Annotated in this window: 16 protein-coding genes; 2 read left to right on the forward strand and 14 right to left on the reverse strand. The window is 67.3% G+C overall.

The features are described 5' to 3' along the window. Positions 1-172 precede the first annotated feature (172 nt). The gene (locus AC1RRV_RS04235) at positions 173-1,084 is read left to right on the forward strand and encodes an SMP-30/gluconolactonase/LRE family protein (RefSeq protein WP_492858333.1); all 912 of its coding nucleotides are present in this window, start codon (positions 173-175) and stop codon (positions 1,082-1,084) included. Between the two features lie 291 nt (positions 1,085-1,375). On the opposite strand, the gene AC1RRV_RS04240 is transcribed toward AC1RRV_RS04235, so the two are convergent. From AC1RRV_RS04240 to AC1RRV_RS04260, 5 genes are all read right to left on the reverse strand, one after another. Next, the gene (locus tag AC1RRV_RS04240; protein WP_492858334.1) at positions 1,376-2,467 is read right to left on the reverse strand and encodes an NADH:flavin oxidoreductase; all 1,092 of its coding nucleotides are present in this window, start codon (positions 2,465-2,467) and stop codon (positions 1,376-1,378) included. A 194-nt stretch (positions 2,468-2,661) separates the two neighbouring features. Further along, positions 2,662-3,873 (reverse strand): acyl-CoA dehydrogenase family protein, encoded by a 1,212-nt coding sequence (locus AC1RRV_RS04245; protein ID WP_492858335.1) that lies wholly within the window; start codon positions 3,871-3,873, stop codon positions 2,662-2,664. Between the two features lie 5 nt (positions 3,874-3,878). Continuing rightward, a complete protein-coding gene (locus AC1RRV_RS04250; protein ID WP_492858336.1) occupies positions 3,879-4,169 on the reverse strand; it encodes a putative quinol monooxygenase in 291 nt (96 codons plus the stop codon). 106 nt (positions 4,170-4,275) lie between these two features. Then, positions 4,276-4,590, reverse strand: coding sequence for a hypothetical protein (locus tag AC1RRV_RS04255; protein WP_492858337.1), 315 nt, complete (start codon positions 4,588-4,590; stop codon positions 4,276-4,278). Between the two features lie 109 nt (positions 4,591-4,699). Continuing rightward, positions 4,700-5,395: a tellurite resistance TerB family protein gene (locus AC1RRV_RS04260; RefSeq protein ID WP_492858338.1), complete on the reverse strand. Its 696-nt coding sequence runs from the start codon at positions 5,393-5,395 to the stop codon at positions 4,700-4,702. 367 nt (positions 5,396-5,762) lie between these two features. Between AC1RRV_RS04260 and AC1RRV_RS04265 the strand changes: the two genes are divergently transcribed. Then, positions 5,763-6,692, forward strand: coding sequence for a hypothetical protein (locus tag AC1RRV_RS04265; RefSeq protein ID WP_492858339.1), 930 nt, complete (start codon positions 5,763-5,765; stop codon positions 6,690-6,692). 24 nt (positions 6,693-6,716) lie between these two features. Here AC1RRV_RS04265 and AC1RRV_RS04270 read toward each other — a convergent pair whose 3' ends face one another. From AC1RRV_RS04270 to AC1RRV_RS04310, 9 genes are all read right to left on the reverse strand, one after another. Further along, positions 6,717-8,165, reverse strand: coding sequence for a GH1 family beta-glucosidase (locus AC1RRV_RS04270; RefSeq protein WP_492858340.1), 1,449 nt, complete (start codon positions 8,163-8,165; stop codon positions 6,717-6,719). Between the two features lie 178 nt (positions 8,166-8,343). Beyond that, positions 8,344-10,509 carry a putative bifunctional diguanylate cyclase/phosphodiesterase gene (locus tag AC1RRV_RS04275; protein ID WP_492858341.1) on the reverse strand — a complete coding sequence of 722 codons (2,166 nt, stop codon included), beginning with the start codon at positions 10,507-10,509 and terminating at the stop codon, positions 8,344-8,346. A gap of 238 nt (positions 10,510-10,747) precedes the next feature. Further along, the gene (gene metH, locus AC1RRV_RS04280; RefSeq protein ID WP_492858342.1) at positions 10,748-13,453 is read right to left on the reverse strand and encodes a methionine synthase; all 2,706 of its coding nucleotides are present in this window, start codon (positions 13,451-13,453) and stop codon (positions 10,748-10,750) included. Positions 13,454-13,603: 150 nt separating this feature from the next. Then, a complete protein-coding gene (locus AC1RRV_RS04285) occupies positions 13,604-14,680 on the reverse strand; it encodes a homocysteine S-methyltransferase family protein (protein WP_492858343.1) in 1,077 nt (358 codons plus the stop codon). Further along, the gene (gene blaCAU / locus AC1RRV_RS04290; protein WP_492858344.1) at positions 14,677-15,552 is read right to left on the reverse strand and encodes a CAU/MBL1b family subclass B3 metallo-beta-lactamase; all 876 of its coding nucleotides are present in this window, start codon (positions 15,550-15,552) and stop codon (positions 14,677-14,679) included. The genes AC1RRV_RS04285 and blaCAU overlap by 4 nt, the downstream gene beginning before the upstream one ends. Beyond that, complete coding sequence (gene metF, locus AC1RRV_RS04295) at positions 15,549-16,508, reverse strand: methylenetetrahydrofolate reductase [NAD(P)H] (RefSeq protein WP_492858345.1); 960 nt, start codon at positions 16,506-16,508, stop codon at positions 15,549-15,551. Before metF ends, blaCAU begins: the two co-directional genes overlap by 4 nt. Further along, the gene (locus AC1RRV_RS04300) at positions 16,505-17,497 is read right to left on the reverse strand and encodes an ArsR/SmtB family transcription factor (protein ID WP_492858346.1); all 993 of its coding nucleotides are present in this window, start codon (positions 17,495-17,497) and stop codon (positions 16,505-16,507) included. Before AC1RRV_RS04300 ends, metF begins: the two co-directional genes overlap by 4 nt. Before the next feature lie 43 nt (positions 17,498-17,540). Further along, on the reverse strand, positions 17,541-17,918 hold the full coding sequence (locus AC1RRV_RS04305; protein WP_492858347.1) for a VOC family protein: 378 nt from the start codon (positions 17,916-17,918) through the stop codon (positions 17,541-17,543). 3 nt (positions 17,919-17,921) lie between these two features. After that, a complete protein-coding gene (locus tag AC1RRV_RS04310; RefSeq protein ID WP_492858349.1) occupies positions 17,922-18,191 on the reverse strand; it encodes a winged helix-turn-helix transcriptional regulator in 270 nt (89 codons plus the stop codon). Positions 18,192-18,203 lie beyond the last annotated feature (12 nt).

Below are 18,203 nucleotides of genomic sequence, written 5' to 3' on the forward strand. Positions count from 1 at the left end.
AGGCTGATCCCACGATCGCCGACTCGCGACAAGGCCCGCGAACGCCGTTCGCGCACGCGCGGCGGCGGCTGTGGCTGGGACGACACGGTTATCCGAACGGAACGCTCGCCAGGTTCAAACGGCCGTTTATAGTCTTCCGCGACGCCCGCTAGAGGCACAGGGAGAGACGCTCATGGACATCGAACTGGTGGCTGACGGCCTTCAATTCCCCGAAGGCCCCGTGGCCATGGCCGATGGTTCGGTGATCCTCACCGAGATCCAGGGCCAGCGCCTGACCCGTATCTGGCCGGATGGCCGCAAGGAGACCGTGGCCGAGACCGGCGGCGGTCCCAACGGCGCGGCGATCGGGCCGGACGGCGCGCTTTACGTCACCAACAATGGCGCCAGCTTCCAGTTCTTCGAAGCCAACGGGCTGAACATCCCCGGCCCTACCCCGCCCACCCACACGGGCGGCTCGATCCAGCGGGTCGACATCGCCACCGGCGCGGTGACCACGCTCTACACCGCCTGTGACGGCAAGACCCTGGTCGGGCCCAACGACCTGGTGTTCGACAAGCAGGGCGGCTTCTGGTTCACCGACCACGGCTGCTCGACGCCGGAGGGCCGCAAGTACGGGGCTCTCTACTACGCCCTGGCCGACGGCTCGAAGATCACTCGCTGGCGCGACCATTTCGTCTCGCCCAACGGTGTCGGCCTCTCCCCGGACGAGAAGACCGTCTACATGGCCGACACCATGCTGGGCCGTCTGTGGTCGTTCGATGTGGTCTCGCCTGGCGTCCTGGCCGATCCGCACCCGCTGATGCCGGGCAATGTCGTCTGCAACCTGCCGGGCTACCAACTCCTGGACAGCTTGGCCGTCGAGGCCGGCGGCAAGGTCTGCGTTGCCACGATCATCAACGGCGGCATCACCGCCTTCGACCCGGACGGCTCGACCGAGCACTACGCCTTCCCGGACGTCATCGTGACCAACATCTGCTTCGGCGGGTCGGACATGCGCGACGCGTGGATCACGGCGTCGGGGACCGGCAAGCTCTACAAGGCGCGGTGGCCGCGCCCGGGGTTGAAGCTGAACTTCAACGCGTGAATCAGATCCTCCCCCGCTGGGGAGGTGGCCCGGAGGGCCGGAGGGGGCAGCGCGGCCTAGGCCCAGATGACCCCCTCAGTCGCTCCGCGACAGTTCCCCCAGCGGGGGAGCATCTATCGCCCCTATTCCTTCAGGAACGCGCCGGCGATCAGCAAAGCCATGGCCAGAAGCGCCAACAAACCCGCGACATAAGGCAACCAGTTCATCGACGCCTCCCTGCTCTTGTGCGGGAGGACGATGGTCCGGGGCCGTCCGATCCGACAGCCCCGGAACAGGGGGTATGGCGACGCTCTAGTACAGCGTCCCCATGGCGGCGCGCTCGAAGCTCTTGAGCTCGTCATTGCGACCATCGCGAATCTTCACGACCCATTCCGGATCCTGCAGCAGGGCGCGGCCGACGCCGACCAGGTCAAACTCGCCGCGCTCCAGGCGCTCCAGCAGGCCGTCGATGGAGGCGGGCTGGCTGCCCTCCCCGCCGAACGCCGCGATGAACTCGCCCGACAGGCCCACCGAGCCGACCGTGATGGTCGGCGCGCCGGTCAGCTTCTTGGCCCAGCCGGCGAAGTTCAGGTCGGAGCCCTCGAACTCCGGCTCCCAGAAGCGGCGTTGCGAGCAGTGGAAGATGTCGGCGCCGGCGTCGGCCAGGGGCTGTAGCCAGGCTTCCAGCAGTTGCGGCGTCTCGGCGTTCTTGACCGCGTAGTCCTGCTGCTTCCACTGCGACAGGCGGATGATCACCGGGTAGTCCGGGCCCACGGCGGCGCGGACGGCCTTGAGGATCTCGGCCGCGAACTTGCTGCGGTCGGCGATGGTCGGGCCGCCGAACAGGTCGTCGCGGACGTTGGTGCCTTCCCAGAAGAACTGGTCGATCAGATAACCGTGGGCGCCATGCAGCTCGATGGCGTCGAAACCCAAGCGCTTGGCGTCGGCGGCCGCCTTGGCGAAAGCGGCGATGGTGTCGGCCACCTCGGCGTCGGTCATCGGCTCGGTGAACGGGTTGCCGCCCTTCTTGGACAGGCCCGAGGGGCTGTCGACCTTGCCCAGCACGTCCTTGCCGCGCGCGGCGCCCACGTGCCACAGCTGCGGAGCGATCAGGCCGCCGGCCGCGTGAACCTCGTCGACCACCTTCTTCCAGGCGGCCAGTTCTTCGTCGCCATGGAAGCGCGGCACGTTGGCGTCGTTCAACGAAGCGGGCCGGGCCACGCCCGTGCCCTCGGTGACGATCAGGCCCACCTGCCCCTCCGCGCGACGGCGGTAGTAGGCGGCGACGTCGTCGGTGGCCACGCCGCCTGGTGAGAACGACCGCGTCATCGGCGCCATCACCACCCGATTGGGCAGCTTCAGCGACTTGAACTCGAAGGGCTTGAACAGGGCGTCGAGGGCCATGGGGTGTTCCGGCACAGGGGTTGTTGCGAGCAATCCAAACACTTGTTCGGAATTTAGGCCAGTTAGAAATACTGGGAAGCGCCGTGCGTCCTTCGAGGCCCGCTGCGCGGGCGCCTCAGGATGAGGGATTCAGGGCTCTATCTTCCTCATCCTGAGGCGCGCGCTCCTGAGCGCGCCTCGAAGGACGCACAGCCTCACAACCCCAGCACCATCTTGGCCATGATGTTCCGCTGGATCTCGTTCGAGCCCGCGTAGATCGAAGCCTTGCGGTAGTTGAAATAGGCGGGCGCGGCCGGCGCGGCGTAGTCGGGTCCCGCGCGGCCGTCATTGGTCGCCGACCAGGTGTCGCGCACGAATGGCGCGGCATAGGTCCCGACCGCCTCCAGGGTCAGCTCGGTGATCGCCTGCTGGTGCTCGGAGCCAACGCATTTCAGCATCGACGAGGCCGGGCCGATCGCCTTGCCGGCGGTGCGGCTGGAGAAGATCCTCAGCTCGGTGGCGTTCAACGCCGCGACCTGGATCTCCAGATTGGCGATCTTCTCACGGAAGTCGCGATCATCGATCAACCGCCCGCCGTCATCCGCCCGCTCCAGGGCGGCGATGCGCTTGACCTTCTTGAGCATGTTCATCAGGCCCGGCGCATAGGCGTTGCCGCGCTCGAACTCGAGCAGGTACTTGGCGTAGGTCCAGCCCTTGTTCTCCTCACCGATGCGGTTGGCGACCGGCACGCGGACATTGTCGAAGAAGACCTGGTTGATCTCCTGCTCGTCATCCGGCGGGCCGTCCAGGGTGGGCAGCGGCTTGATCTGGATGCCGGGCGTATCCATCCGCAGCAGCAGGAACGAGATGCCCTCCTGCGGCTTGCCCTGGCTGGAGGTGCGGACCAGGCAGAACATCCAGTCGGCCCACTGGGCGTGGGTGGTCCAGATCTTCGAGCCGTTCAGGACATAGTCGTCCCCATCTCGCTCGGCCTTCATCTGCAGGCTGGCGAGATCCGAGCCCGAGCCCGGTTCCGAATAGCCCTGGCACCACCAGATGTCTGAGGTCAGGATCGGCGGCAGGTGCTGGGCCTTCTGCTCAGGGCTTCCGAACGCCATGATCACCGGCGCGACCATCTTCAGCCCCATCGGCGAGGAGGTCGGCACGCCGGCCAGGCTCATCTCCATGTTGAAGATGTAGCGCTGCGAGGGCGAAAAGCCCGTCCCGCCCAGCTCGACCGGCCAGTCCGGCGCGGCCCAGCCACGCGCGGCCAGCTTCTTCTGCCAGCGCACCTGGCCGGCCTTGTCGAGATAGCCGTTCTTGGACTGCGAGAACTGCTTCTTCAGGTCGTCGTCATAGGCCGAGGCGATCCAGTCGCGGACCTCCTGCTGGAACGCCAGGTCCTCGGGCGAGAAGGCCAGGTCCATCGTCCCTACTCCACCGCGTCGAGGTACTCGATGTCCGGACGACCGGCCATGAACGGCCCCATCGCCGCGCCGGCGGCCTTGAAGTAGTCCGTGCCGCCGTGGTGCTTCAACGCATCCGCCGAGGCGTAGAGCTCCAGAACCTTGTAGACGCCCTCATCGGTCTTCGACTTGGTCAGCTGGTAGACGCTGCAGCCCGGTTCGTTGGCCTTCACCTTGGCCGCCAGGTCCAGAAACACCTTCTCGAAGTCCGCGGACTTGTCCGGCTGAACCTTCAAGGTCGCCACCACACCGATCATGTCATCCTCCCAACGCTTGTTTGAACGCGAGGATGGGATAGGTGGAAGCGCGGAGCAAGAGGCATTGAATCCCTCTCTCATGGAGAGAGGGAGAGTTCTCGGCGGCTTACCGCCGCTCGTTCCAGCCGTAAGCGACCCACGAATGGCCGCCGACATTGCGGGCTTCGATCAGGCTGGGATCGCCTTGCTGGGTCTTGCCGACCTTGCGGCCGCGGAAGGCGAAGGCGGCCAGGCCGAACAGCGCGCTGCCGATGAAACCCACGACCACGACCGTCGCGGCGAACATCACCGCCAGGACCGCGCCGATCACCACCGCCACCGACGTCGCCAGGGCGCCGGCGATCCAGGCCAACTTATGGAGGGGCGAGGCTGCGGCGCTAGGGCTGCTCATCGTGATCCTTTCGTCCGCGCTCATGGTCAATCAAGTTGGTTCACAAGCGCTGAACGTCAACTGAACACCCGCTCGCGGCGGATGAAAAGCCTTTTCCGCCCCCTTACGGGGCCGCCACCCAGGGACAGATTGTCTCGGCTCAACCCGCGGCCGCCAGCCCAAGCTCCTTGCGCTCGCGCATCACCGTCGAGAAAGCGGCGTTGATGGCGGCGGCCTTGGCCTCGGCGACCTCGATGAATTCGCTCGGCAGCCCCCGCGCCCGGGCGCGGTCGGGGTGAGCGTTGGACAGGGCCAGCTTCCAGGCCTTGCGCACGGTGGCGTCATCGGCGTCGGGCAGCACTTCCAGGACCGCGTAGGGGTCGTCGGCGCCGACACCCAGGTGCGTGGCGCGCAGGCGGCGGAAGGCCAGGGGCGACATGCCGAACAGGTTCGAGACCCGCTCCAGGTAGTCGAGCTCGTCCTGGGTCACGACGCCGTCGGCCTTGGCGATATGGAAGAGGCCGTCGACCACGTCCTCCAGCAACTGCGGGCAACTGCTGTAGCGCTTGGCCAATCGCTTGGCGTAGCTCTCGAAGCCGTGCGTGGTCTGGCGGGCCAGGTCGTACAGGCGGTGGATGTTCTGCTCAGAGGCCGGGTCGGGCTGGAAGACCTCGGTGAAGGCGGCGAACTCTCCACCGTCGGCGCGACCGTCGACCTTGGCCAGCTTGGCGCCCAGCGCCGTCACGGCCGTCGAGAACGCGGGATCCTCACCGGGCAGACCGCCCGGGCACTCGGTGCAATCGGCCAGGTCCAGACGCCGGGCGGCGATGCTCGCGATGTTGCGCCAGAAGGTCATGAACGCCTCGAAACCTGCACGGACGATAGAAATACGCGCGAAGGGGCCAAGCGGATCACCCCGTCACGGTGCTTCTAGCACAATGAGAATGATCGTTCACATGACTTTAGTGCAATGCGGCGAAAGCGGCCGTTGCCGCGACGAGGGAGCCGATCTCCGGTTCGCTCGTTATGGCCACGCTTGGCCCGGTGTCCTTCCCGCTCGCGATCCTCGCGAACGGATAAGAAGGCCTCCATCCTCGGAGTTGAGCCTGCTTCTCCGGATCGGTACGCCGGTCCGGGCAGGCTCAATGGTCATGCAACGGTCCCAATCCGGATCGAAATGCTCTAGTCAGAACGTCCAGTTATTCGAAAGGACCTCCGCCCGCATGGCGAACGCCCTCTTCCTCGCTCTCGCCCTCCTGGCCCAGGACGGCCAGGCGAGCAGCCAAAGCCCGAACGCCCCGCCCGCCGACGAGTACGGCTATGTCGCCTGGTGCTACGGCGCCCTGGGCGGTTACGCCAATCTGTACGACCGGGTGATGCCGGAGGTGACGCGGATCGAGAAGGCGTTCCCCGGCCCCGACGGCGTGGCGGCTTCGCTGAAGACCTATCCGGAGCTGCGCGCCCAGGCCCAGAAGGACCTCAAGATCTTCGCCTCTGCGATCACGGCGGCCGAGAAGGCCAGCCCGCGTCCGATCTCGGAATATGGCGGCTCTCAGATCAAGCGCGGCGCCGGCATCTGGTCGGGAGCCGATTCGGTGAACAAGGCGCGCCTCGCCCAGATGTGGATGAGCTGGAGCCCGCCGGGCGACTGCGAAAAGCGCGCCAAGACCCTTGAGATGAAGTCGACCATCCTGGGCAAGGCCTTGAGCTACAACGCCGGCGCGGCGACCACGCCCCCGCCGACGCCCGCCGCCGAACCCGCTCCGGCCGTGGCCGAGACCGCTCCCCCGGCTCCGGCGCCCGCTCCGGCTTCGGAAGCGCCGGTAGCGCCGCCCCCGGCCCCCTCGGCCGATGTCGCCCCGGCGACCAAGCCCGAGCCGATAGCCAAGCCCAAACCGGCGCCGACCAAGGCCGCTGCGACCAAGCCTGCTCCGCCCAAGCCTGCTCCGCCCAAGGCCGAACCGGTGAAGACAGCCAGTGTCGAGCCCAAGCCGGTCGCGAAGGCGGTCAAGCCGCCAGCCAAGGCGTTGCCCCCGATCGGCGGCAACGAAGTGATCGTCGACCCGGTCAATCCCATCCCCTGCGCCGGCAGCCTCATCCCCGCCAAGCGCGGCGGCCGGGACGTGCTGATCTGCAAGGCGGACAAGCCGTAGAAGCCGTCGTCAAATCCTCCCCCACTAGGGGGAGGATGGCAGCGTCCCGCTCTGCGCCAACGCCTTGAACCACGAGTACGAGGCCTTCGGCGTTCGCACGCCCGTAGCCCGATCCATCGCCACCAGGCCGAACTTGGACGTGTAGCCCAGGTCCCATTCGAAGTTGTCGATCAGGGTCCACTCAAAATAGCCGCCCACGTCGCAGCCGGCCTCGCGGGCGGCCAGCACCGCCTCGAGGTGGCGGCGCAGATAGCCGATCCGGAAGTCATCCTTCAGGATCGCCGGCCCCTTGCCGAACGGATCCGAGCAACCGTTCTCGGTGACCAGCATCTTCGGCGCCCCGTACTCGCGGCGGACGCGGTCCAGAGTCTCGAACAGGCCCGACGGGTCGATGTGACGGCCGAAGGCGTCCAGCTCCGCGCCCTTCGGAGGATTGGCCGGCGCGATCTTGCTGGGCGAATTCAGGTCCAGCCGCACATAGGCCGGCGCGTAATAGTTCACGCCCAGGAAGTCGAGCGGCTGACGGACCGTCGCCAGGTCACCGTCCAGGACGACGCCCTTGAGCAGGTCGTCCATGTCCTTCGGGTAGGTCCCTTTGAACAGAGGATCCAGCCAGGCCCTGTTCCACAGGGCGTCGAGGCCGTCCGAGGCCAGGCGGTTCCAGACCGCCCACGGCCCCCCAGCCGGACGGCAGGGCTGCAGGGCCATGGTCGTGCCGACCTGAAGATCGCTTTGGGCGGCCCGCAGCGCCCGCATGGCCAGGCCTTGGCCGAGGTTCATGTGGTGGACGACCTTGCCCAGCTGGTTGATGTCCTTCAGCCCCGGCGCATGCTCGCCCAGAACGTGGCCAAAGACGGCGTGCACCGCCGCCTCGTTGAGGATGATGTAGTTCTTCAGACGGTCACCCAGGCGGTCGACGACGGCCTGGGCGTAGTCGGCGAAGCGTAGGGCGGTGTCGCGGTTGGCCCAGCCGCCCTTGGCCTGCAGCCCCTGCGGCAGGTCCCAGTGGAACAGGGTCGCATAGGGCGCGATCCCCTTGGCCAGCAGGGCGTCGACCAGTCGTGAATAGTGGTCAAGGCCGGCGGCGTTCACCGCGCCCTCGCCGCTGGCCAACACCCGCGACCAGCTGATCGAGAACCGATAGGCCCCCAGGCCGGCCCCGGCGATCAGGTCGACATCGTCGTGGAAGCGGCGGTAGCTGTCAGTCGCGACGGTGGCGTCGGTCCCGTCTTTCACATGGCCCGGGATCTTCTCGAACACGTCCCAGACGCTGGGCCCGCGCCCGTCGACGTCCTGCGCGCCCTCGGTCTGGAAGGCGGCGCTGGCCACGCCCCAGATGAAGTCCTTTGGGAACTGGCGGCTTCTCGGCTTGAGGTCGGCCTGGACCGCCCCTTCGCACCCCGAAAGCCCTACGGCCGCTCCGCCCAGGGCAAGCGCCCCGAGGGCCCGGCGGCTGACGCCTGACCGTTCCATCATCCCCTCCCGCCCTATCGTTGAAGCGGAGGATGCGGTTGGGTGGAGCCGTTAGCAATCCTCCCCCTCGCGGGGGAGGTGTCGGCTCGAAGAGACGACGGAGGGGGAAAAGGCCGGGCCAGGAGACTTCCCCCTCCGGTCCTTCAGACCACCTCCCCCGCTAGGGGGAGGATGGAAATCAGCGAACCTTGGCCGCTTCCCGCGCGCCGGCGATCGCGTCGGCGGGCATTGGACGGCCCAGCAGAAAGCCTTGGAACTCGGAACAGCCCAGCTTCACCAGCGCGTCGAGCTGACCTTGGGTCTCGACGCCTTCGGCCGTGGTCTTCAGGCCCAGCGACTTGGCCAGGCTGACGATGGCGCTGGCGACGGCCATGGATTCGCTGTTGCCCGGCAGGCTGGAGACGAACGAGCGGTCGATCTTCAGCTTGTCGATCGGATGGCGGCGCAGATAGGCCAGAGAGGCATAGCCCGTGCCGAAGTCGTCCAGCGCCAGGCGGAAGCCCAGGCGCTTCAGGCGACGCAGGGCCTCGTGGACGCCGTCACTGTCCTTCAGCAGGGCCGTCTCGGTGATCTCCAGCATGAAGACGTCGGCGCGGGCGCCGGTCTCGGCCAGGGTGGCGACCATTTCGTCGACGAAGCCCGGGCTCGACAGCTGGATGGCCGAGACGTTGACTGACACCTCCAGCCCCGACCAGCGCAGGCTGTCATAGCAGGCGCGACGGAACACGGCCGCGCCGACGGCGCCGATCAGGCCGCAGGATTCGGCCAGCGGGATGAAGATGGCCGGGGCGAGCTCGCCGCGCTCGGGGTGGGTCCAGCGGGCCAGAGCCTCGACCCCGATCATCATGCCCTTGGCGTCGGTCAGGGGCTGATAGGCCACCGTAAGGGCGTCGTTCTCCAGCGCCGTGCGCAGGTCACGCTCCAGGCCCTTCCGCAGACGCAGGGCGGCGTCCATCTCGGGTTCGAAGAAGCAGTAGCGACCGCGCCCGCCTTCCTTGGCGCGATAGAGGGCGACGTCGGCCTGGCGCAGCAGCTCGGCCTGGCCCTGGTCGGCGTCCGCGACGACCGAGACGCCCACCGAGCACGACAGCTCGGCGCGGCCGATCGACAGGTCGACCTCGCCAGACAAGCCCTCGACAATGCGCTGGGCCAGCGTGGCCGAGCCGGCAGGGGTGGTGTCGGGCTGGATGATCGCGAACTCGTCGCCCCCCAGACGGCAGATGGTGTCGGTCTCACGGCAGATGGTCTTCAGGCGGCGCGCGACCTCGCGGATCAGTTGGTCGCCGGCGTCGTGGCCATAGGTGTCATTGACCTCTTTGAACCGGTCGAGGTCGATGCAGAGCACGCCCAGATAGCCGGGCTTGCGGCGCAGCAGGGCATGGGCGTGAACCAAACGGTCGGTGAACAGGGTGCGATTGGCCAGGCCCGTCAGCGGGTCATGCAGCGACAGGTGCTTGGCTTCGGCCTCGCTGAGCAGCAGCTTCTTGGCCGCGCGGCGCGTGATGCGGAACAGCAGGAACGAGCCGATGGCCGCGGCCAGGACGGCGGTGGCCAGCATCGGCGTCGCCGAACGCAGCAGTTCAGCGCCCGGCCGGCGAGGTTCCCAGCGCAGGACGATACGGCGACCGTCGGCCGCCTTGCCCAGCACCGACTGCGCGCCGTTGGTGGCGAGTTGGTCGGGCCTGACGATTTCGATGCGGGTGTTGTGCAGCAGGAAGCGGTCGGAGAAGGCTTTCACGACGCTGCTGGCCACCGGGATGCCGGTCACCAGCAGGGGTGCATGGGCGCCGCGGGTCTTGGCCTTCAGGTCCGGGCGGACCAGTGAAACGGTGATCAGCACCGGCTCGTCGCCGATCAGTTCGACACGGCTCTTATGCACCGCGCGCAGTTCAGCGACCTTCTTGGGATCGGCTTCGATCTTGCGCACAGCCGCGACCAGCGAGGCGGTCTGAGCGGCATAGCGGCCGTAGGTGTCGAGCGAGGCGTCCTTGCCCGCCAGATGGGCGTAGATCGGCTTGTCGTCGGCGCCCAGGACGTAGACGACCCGGTAGCCCAGGGCTCCGCCCAACGACGCGCCGATGTTCTGGCTGGCCCAGGCCTGGTCGAACTGGTTGTCCAGCTTGATGATCGCCTCGTCCCAGATGACGTAGGGATTGAGGGCGGTCTGGACCTCGCGACCGCGCTGGCGCAGGCCGTTGCCGACCAGGGTCTGCTCGTACTGGCGCTCGCGGGTGTCGGCGTGGCGGGTGGCGACGGTCAGCGCGAAACCGGCGAGCAGGATCATGCCCGCCGCCATGCCGGCGATCAGGCCAAAGATCTTCAGCTCGATGTTTCTGCGGTCCATCCCACTCCCCCGAGATGCCGCATCGTTCATACCAACGGTTGCGGAAGTCCTTACCGCGGATGTCCTGAAGACATTTTATCGCACATCGTTACGCGATTTGGGTTTTGGGGGCGCAAATCGTCCCCCAGCGGGGGCGGTTTCGGCGCGAAGAGGCGACGGAGGGGGAAGAGACCGGGCCAGGACAACTTCCCCCTCCGGTCCTTCGGACCACCTCCCCCGCCAGGGGGAGGATTAGGGCTTACGCCGCCGCGTCTCGCGCCCGGGCGGCGGGATCGTAGTTCAGGATCGGCGACAGCCAGCGCTCGGCCGTGGTCATGTCCCAGCCCTTGCGGGCGGCGTAGTCCTCGACTTGGTCGGCGTCGATCTTGCCGACGCCGAAATAGTGCGCCTTCGGATGGCTGAAATAGAGGCCCGAGACCGCCGCGCCGGGGGTCATGGCGTAGCTCTCGGTCAGCTTCATGCCGGTGGCGACTTCCACGTCCAGGAGCTGGAACAGCGTGCCCTTTTCGGTGTGATCGGGCTGGGCAGGATAGCCGGGCGCGGGGCGGATGCCCTGGTACTTCTCGGCGATCATCACTTCGGTATCGGCCGCCTCGTCGGGCGCGTAGCCCCACAGCTCGACCCGCGCCTTGTAGTGCAGCCACTCGGCGAAGGCTTCGGCCAGGCGGTCGGCGAGCGCCGAGGCCATGATCGCCGAGTAGTCGTCGCCGGCGTCCTTGAACGTCTTGACGATCTCATCCTCGCCGTGGCCGGCCGTGACCGCGAAGCCGCCGACATAGTCCGCGCCCTGCCCGATCGGCGCGACGAAATCCGACAGCGCCACATTGGCCTTGGCTTCGCCGCCCTCTTTCGCCGGGCCCTTGTCCATCTGCTGGCGCAAGGTGTGGAAACGCGACAGCTCGGTCGTGCGGGTCTCGTCGGTGTAGAGCACCACGTCGTCGCCCTGGGCCTGAGCCGGCCAGAAGCCGATCACGCCCTTGGCCCCGAACCACTTCTCGGCCACGACCTTGTCCAGCATGGCGCGGGCGTCGCGATAGAGGTCCGTGGCGGCCTTGCCGACCACGTCGTCCTCGAGGATCTGCGGATAGCGGCCGATCAGTTCCCAACTGGCGAAGAACGGCGACCAGTCGATGAACGGGACCAGCTCTTCCAGCGACGGCTCGAAGGTCCGGGCGCCGATGAAGGCCGGCTTGGGCGGCGTGTAGCCGGTCCAGTCGATGGCGAACTTCTTCTTGCGGGCGTCGGCGATGCTGGTGCGCGCCTTGGCGGTCTGGCCGCGAGCGTACTGTTCACGGATGCGGACATATTCGGCCCGCGTCTCGGCCTGCAAGCGGTCGCGCTCGCTGGCCGACAGCAGGCCCGAGACCACGCCCACCGCTCGGCTGGCGTCCAGCACATAGGTGGTCGAGCCCTTGTGGTAGGCCGGCTCGATCTTGACCGCCGTGTGGGTGCGGCTGGTGGTGGCGCCGCCGATCAGCAGCGGGATGGTGAAGCCCTGGCGCTCCATCTCGGCGGCCACGAACACCATCTCGTCCAGCGACGGGGTGATCAGGCCCGACAGGCCGATCATGTCGACGTTGTGCTTTTTCGCCTCGTCCAGGATGCGGTCGGCCGGGACCATGACGCCCAGGTCGATGACTTCGTAGTTGTTACACTGCAGCACGACGCCGACGATGTTCTTGCCGATGTCGTGGACGTCGCCCTTGACCGTGGCCATCAGGATGCGGCCGGCCTGCTCGCGCGGCTTGCCGGCCTTCTCGGCCTCCATGAACGGCTCCAGCCAGGCCACGGCCTGCTTCATGACGCGAGCCGACTTCACCACCTGCGGCAGGAACATCTTGCCCGAGCCGAACAGGTCGCCGACCACGTTCATGCCGTCCATCAGGTGGCCTTCGATGACGTGCAGCGGCCGTTCAACCGACAGGCGCGCTTCCTCGGTGTCCTCGTTGATGAACTCGGTGATGCCGTGGACCAGGGCGTGGGTGATGCGCTCGTTCACCGTGCCCTTGCGCCATTCCAGGTTGGCGGTCTGGACCTGCCCCTTCTCGCCCTTGTAGCGCGGGGCCATGTCGACCAGGCGCTCGGTGTTGGAGACGTTGGTCCGTTGCGGGCGGTTGAGGATCACATCCTCGACGGCCTCGCGCAGTTCGGGGTCCAGGGCGTCATAGACCGGCAGGTCGCCGGCGTTGACGATGCCCATGTCCATGCCCGCCTCGATGGCGTGGTACAGGAACACCGAGTGGATCGCTCGGCGCACCGGCTCGTTGCCACGGAAGCTGAACGAGACGTTCGACACCCCGCCCGAAATCCGGGCGTAAGGGCAGCGCTTCTTGATCTCGCGCGCGCCCTCGATGAAATCGACGGCGTAGTTGTCGTGCTCTTCGATCCCCGTCGCCACGGCGAAGATGTTGGGATCGAAGATGATGTCTTCCGGCGGGAAGCCCACCTGGTCGACCAGGATGCGATAGGCCTTCTCGCAGATCTCGATCTTGCGGGCGGCGGTGTCGGCCTGGCCGACCTCGTCGAACGCCATGACCACCACGGCCGCGCCGTAGCGCAGGCACAGCTTGGCCTGCTCGATGAACTTGGCCTCGCCTTCCTTCATCGAGATCGAATTGACGATCGCCTTGCCCTGGACGCACTTCAGGCCCGCCTCGATCACCTCCCACTTGGAGCTGTCGATCATCACCGGCACGCGGGCGATGTCGGGCTCGGCGGCCATCAGGTTCAGGAAGGTGACCATGGCTTGCTGGCTGTCCAGCAAACCCTCGTCCATGTTGACGTCGATGACCTGGGCCCCGGCCTCGACCTGCTGGCGCGCGACCGACAGGGCGGCCGGATAGTCGCCCTCGACGATCAGCTTCTTGAACTTGGCCGAGCCGGTGACGTTGGTGCGCTCACCGATATTGACGAAGACGGGTCTCATGATGGGCGGTCCGGACATATCAGTCCCCTCCCCTTGATGGGGAGGGGTAGGGGGGGGGTGACGCGGCGGTCGGCCAAGACCGCTGAGCCCTATTCTGAAGCGCTTTCACCCCCATCCCTACCCTTCCCCCATCAAGGGGGAAGGAGGACGGCGGAACGCCTATGATTTCTAAGCCAACTCGAACGGCTCGAGCCCCGCCAGGCGCATGGCCTTGGGACGCTCGGGGATCTGGCGCGGCGTCACGCCCCGGACCTCGTCGGCGACGTGACGGATGTGGTCCGGCGTGGTGCCGCAGCAGCCGCCCAGGATGTTGACGAGGCCGTCCTTGGCCCATTCGTGCAGGGCGTGGCCGGTCTCGTGCGGCTGCTCGTCATACTGGCCCATGGCGTTGGGCAGGCCGGCGTTGGGATAGGCCGCGACCAGGGTGTCGGCGATACGGGCCATCTCGGCGATGTGCGGGCGCATCAGGTCGGCGCCCAGGGCGCAGTTGAAGCCCACCGCGAACGGCTTGGCGTGCTTGACCGAGTTCCAGAACGCCTCGGCGGTCTGGCCCGACAGGGTGCGGCCCGAGCGGTCGGTGATGGTGCCGCTGATCCAGATCGGCAGTTCCTCATGGCCCTCGTCGCGCAGGTCGAGGATGGCCTTGATGGCGGCCTTGCAATTCAGGGTGTCGGTGATCGTCTCGATCAGGAAGAGGTCGACCCCGCCCTGGTAGAGCGCGTCCACCTGCTGGCGGTAGGCCTCATAGACCTGGTCGAAGGTCACCTTGCGCGCGCCGGGGTCGTTCACGTCCGACGACATCGACAGCATGACGTTCAGCGGCCCGATCGAGCCGGCGATGAACTTCGGACTGGCCGGGTTCTGCGCGTTCCAGCGGTCGGCGACCGAACGGCCGATCCGGGCGCCTTCGAAATTGATATCCCAGACGTCCTGCTCGCCCAGCCGATAGTCGGCCTGGGCGATGGTCGTGCCCGAGAAGGTGTTGGTCTCGGAGATGTCGGCGCCGGCGCTGAAATAGGCGTCATGCAGCTCGGCCACGAGATCCGGCCGGGTCAGGCACAGGATGTCGTTATTGCCCTTCATCTGGCCGTTGTAGTCGGCGAAGCGATCGGCCCGGTAGTCGGCCTCGGTCAGGCCCTTCTTCTGGAACATCACGCCCCAGGAGCCGTCCAGAATCAGGATCTTCTGCTTGGCGGCGGCCTTGAGGGCGCCCACCCGGTTGGCTCGGATCGAGAGATCGGTCATCGCTTGGCTCCCGGATTGGCGGCCTGCTGGCGCGCCAGCTCCTGGTTGAATTTCGTCTCGGCGGCGTCGACGTAGCGAGCCAGCTCGGTCGGGTCGACAAAGGCGTTGGGGTCGCCGCGCAGTTGCTTCTGGCGCTTGGCCAGCAGGTTGCCCTGCTCCTCGTGGCTGGGCAGCATGACGTCGGTCGGCAGGGCCCGCAGGGCCGCGAAGCCGGCGCGATAATCGGCGACGATCGCCCTGTGGGTCTTGTTGCCGACCAGGTGGTTGCCGGCGACCGAGGTCGAGCAGTTGAAGGTCACGTTCAGCGGCCGCCCCTTCTCGACCACCTGGGTGGTCCAGGTCGTGCAGCCGATCGTGTGGCCCGGCGTGATGTGGGCGACCAGCGTGGTCTCGCCGAGTTTCAGCTTCTGGCCGTCGCCGAAACTCTTGTCGACCTTGACCGCCGGAAACGGGGTCAGGCCGTTGTCGTTGTCGCCGAAGTGCTGGCCCTTTTCCAAGGCCGGTTCGTCCAGGCGCGAGGCCCAGACCTTGGCCAGGGTGTCCGCCTTCAGCTGCGCCATGCCACCGGCGTGGTCGAAGTGGGCGTGGGTGTTGATCAGGATTTTCACGTCGGCCAACTGGAAGCCCAACTGCTGGATGCTGCGCTCGATCAGCTTGCCGCCCTCGGCCGACGGACCGCTGTCCAGCAGGATGTGGCCTTCCGACGACGTGATCAGCCAGGCCGACAGCCCCTCGGAGCCGACATAGTAGATGTTGCCGACCACGCGGTACGGCTTGATCGGACGCACCCAGTTGCTGTTGTCGTCGGCGTGAGCCGCCGGGGCCAACGCCGCCAGCGCCAGAGCGGTCAGGGAGAAGAGTGCGCGCTTCATGCCGCCGCCTCCGTCGTCGCCGGCGCCGTCTCGCGCACGCCCAGCACGCGGCAGATGGCGTAGACCAGATCGGCCCGGTTCAGGGTGTAGAAGTGGAAGTCCTCGAAGCCCTGCTCCTGCAGCTTGGCGCACATCTCGGCGGCGACCGAGCAGGCGATCAGGCGGCGGGTCTCGGCGTCATTCTCCAGACCGTCGAACAGGTTGGGCAGCCAGGACGGGATCGCCGTCTGGCAGGCGGCGGCCATCTTCTTCAGGCCGGCGAAGTTGGTCACCGGCATGATCCCCGGCACGATCGGGATGGTGATCCCGGCCGCGCGGACCTTGTCGACGAACCGCAGGAAGGCGTCGATATCGAAGAAGAACTGGCTGATTCCCAGGGTCGCGCCGGCGTCGACCTTCTGCTTCAGGACGTCGATGTCGTGCTCCAGCGACGGGCTTTCCGGATGCTTCTCCGGATAGACTCCGACCAGCACCTCGAACGGCGCGACCCCGCGCACGGCCTTGGTCAGCTCGGTGGCGTTGGCGTAGCCGTCGGCGCGCGGGACATAGACCCCGCCGATGCCGCCTTCGCCCGGAGGGGGGTCGCCGCGCAGCGAGACGATGTGGCGGACACCGGTTTCCCAGTATTCGCGAATGACTTCGTCGACTTCCTCGCGGCTGGCGCCGACACAGGTCAGGTGAGCGGCGGGCTTCAGGCTGGTCTCGTCCAGGATGCGCTTGACCGTCCGGTGGGTGCGCTCGCGGGTCGAGCCGCCGGCGCCATAGGTCACCGACACAAAGGCCGGCTCCAGCGGGGCCAGACGGGTGACCGCCTGCCAGAGGTTCTCCTCCATCTGCGGCGTCTTGGGCGGGAAAAACTCGAACGACACGCGCGGACGGCCGCCGGCCTGGCTTTGGCCGCGTTCCCCGGCGCGGGCGACGGGACCGATCACGCGGCGAGTGGGCGGAAGGGTCATGCGGCATTCCTCTCGGCGGCAGCCCCATTCTTGGAGGCTTGGGCCGGACGGCGGGCCGTCCAGATCTTGACGGTTAGCCCCTCGCCGGTGGCCGGCGGCAGGGCGATATTGCTTTCCAGCGCGAGGCCCGCGGCCTGCAGCCAGGTGACGATCTCGACGTCGTCGAAGCCCAGGCGGCGATGCTGGTGAACCTCGCGCAGGAACTCGTGGTCGTGCGGGGCGAAGTCGGCGATCAGCAGCAGGCCGCCGGGCGTCACCAGACGCGCGGCCTCGGCTACCGCATTGGCGGGGTCGGACAGGTAGTGCAGCACCTGATGCACGGTGACGAGGTCGGCGCAGCCGCCCGGCAGGCCGGTGCGGAAGATGTCGCCGTGGCGCAGCTCGCAGCGAACCAGGCCCGCCTTGGTCACCTCGTCGCGGGCGATGTTCAGCATCTGCTGCGACAGATCCAGGCCCAGCGCGTTGCTGGCGCGGCCGCCCAGCAAGGTGAGCATGCGGCCCGCTCCAGCCCCCAAGTCGACCAGTTCCTCGAAGGGGCCCTCGCCGGTCGCGCGCAGGATCGCGGCCTCGACCTCGGCCTCGTCGACATAGAGCGAGCGGATCTCGTTCCAGCGGGCGGCGTTGCGGGCGAAATAGGCCTGGGCGTCGCTCGAGCGTTCAGCTCGGACGGTCGCCAGCTTGTCGGCGTCGAGCCGGACGCCCGGGTCGGTGTCGTCGATCAGGTCCAGGGCCTGCTCGACCAGGAACCGTCCCGACGACTTGGCGGCCAGGCGATAGAACACCCAGGCCCCGTCCGGGAAACGCTCGACCAGGCCGGCTTCGGCCAGGAGCTTCAGGTGTCGCGACACGCGCGGCTGGCTCTGGTCGAGGATGCGGCACAGCTCCAGCACCGACAGCTCCTCGGCCGCCAACAGGGCCAGGAGCCGCAGACGCGTGGACTCGCCGGCGGCGCGCAGCACCTCGACGACCTGTTCGGCGGTAAGCTTCATGAGGACATAAAGATATCTTTATGTCCGATTTGGCAAGGGGAAATTATGCCTCAGGTTCGCCCTTGGCGGGCTCCCAGAGCTCAATCTTGACCCCAGCGGGGTCCAGAAGCCAGGCGAAGCGGCCCATGCCGTCTTCGTCCTGCTGACCCACAGGCTCGACACCCTCGGCGGCGGCCTTGGCCAGCACCCCGTCAATATCGTCGACTATGAAATTGATCATGAACGGCGCGGTCGAGGGCGCGAAATATTGGGTGTCGGCGCCGAACGCCGACCAGTTGGTCGAGCCGCCCTTCACGGGTTTGAACACCGCCCCGCCCCAGTCGTGGATGTCGAAGCCCAGCACGCGGGCGTACCAGTCGCGCACCGCCTTCGGATCTTCAGCCTTGAAGAACACCCCGCCCAGACCCAGCACCTTGGCCATTGATCAACTCCCCACCGCGTCGGCCCAATCTTCCGACCACCTTAGCAGAGGCCATAGCGCGGCGATCAAGTCCGTCCCGCGCGGGCTCAGGCGATAACCGCCCTCGGCCGCGACGATGTCGGCGGCGCGCAGCTCGGCCAGACGCGTGTTCAGCGTGCCCGGCGGCAGTTCGGCCGCCGCTTGCAGAGCGCGGAAGGTCAGGAGGCGGCCCTCGCGCAGCTCCCAGACAATGCGCAACGCCCCGCGCCGGCCCAGCAGGTCCAGCGCGGCCATGATCGGCTTGCC

This window comes from Caulobacter sp. GW821-FHT11E10, from assembly GCF_058808375.1.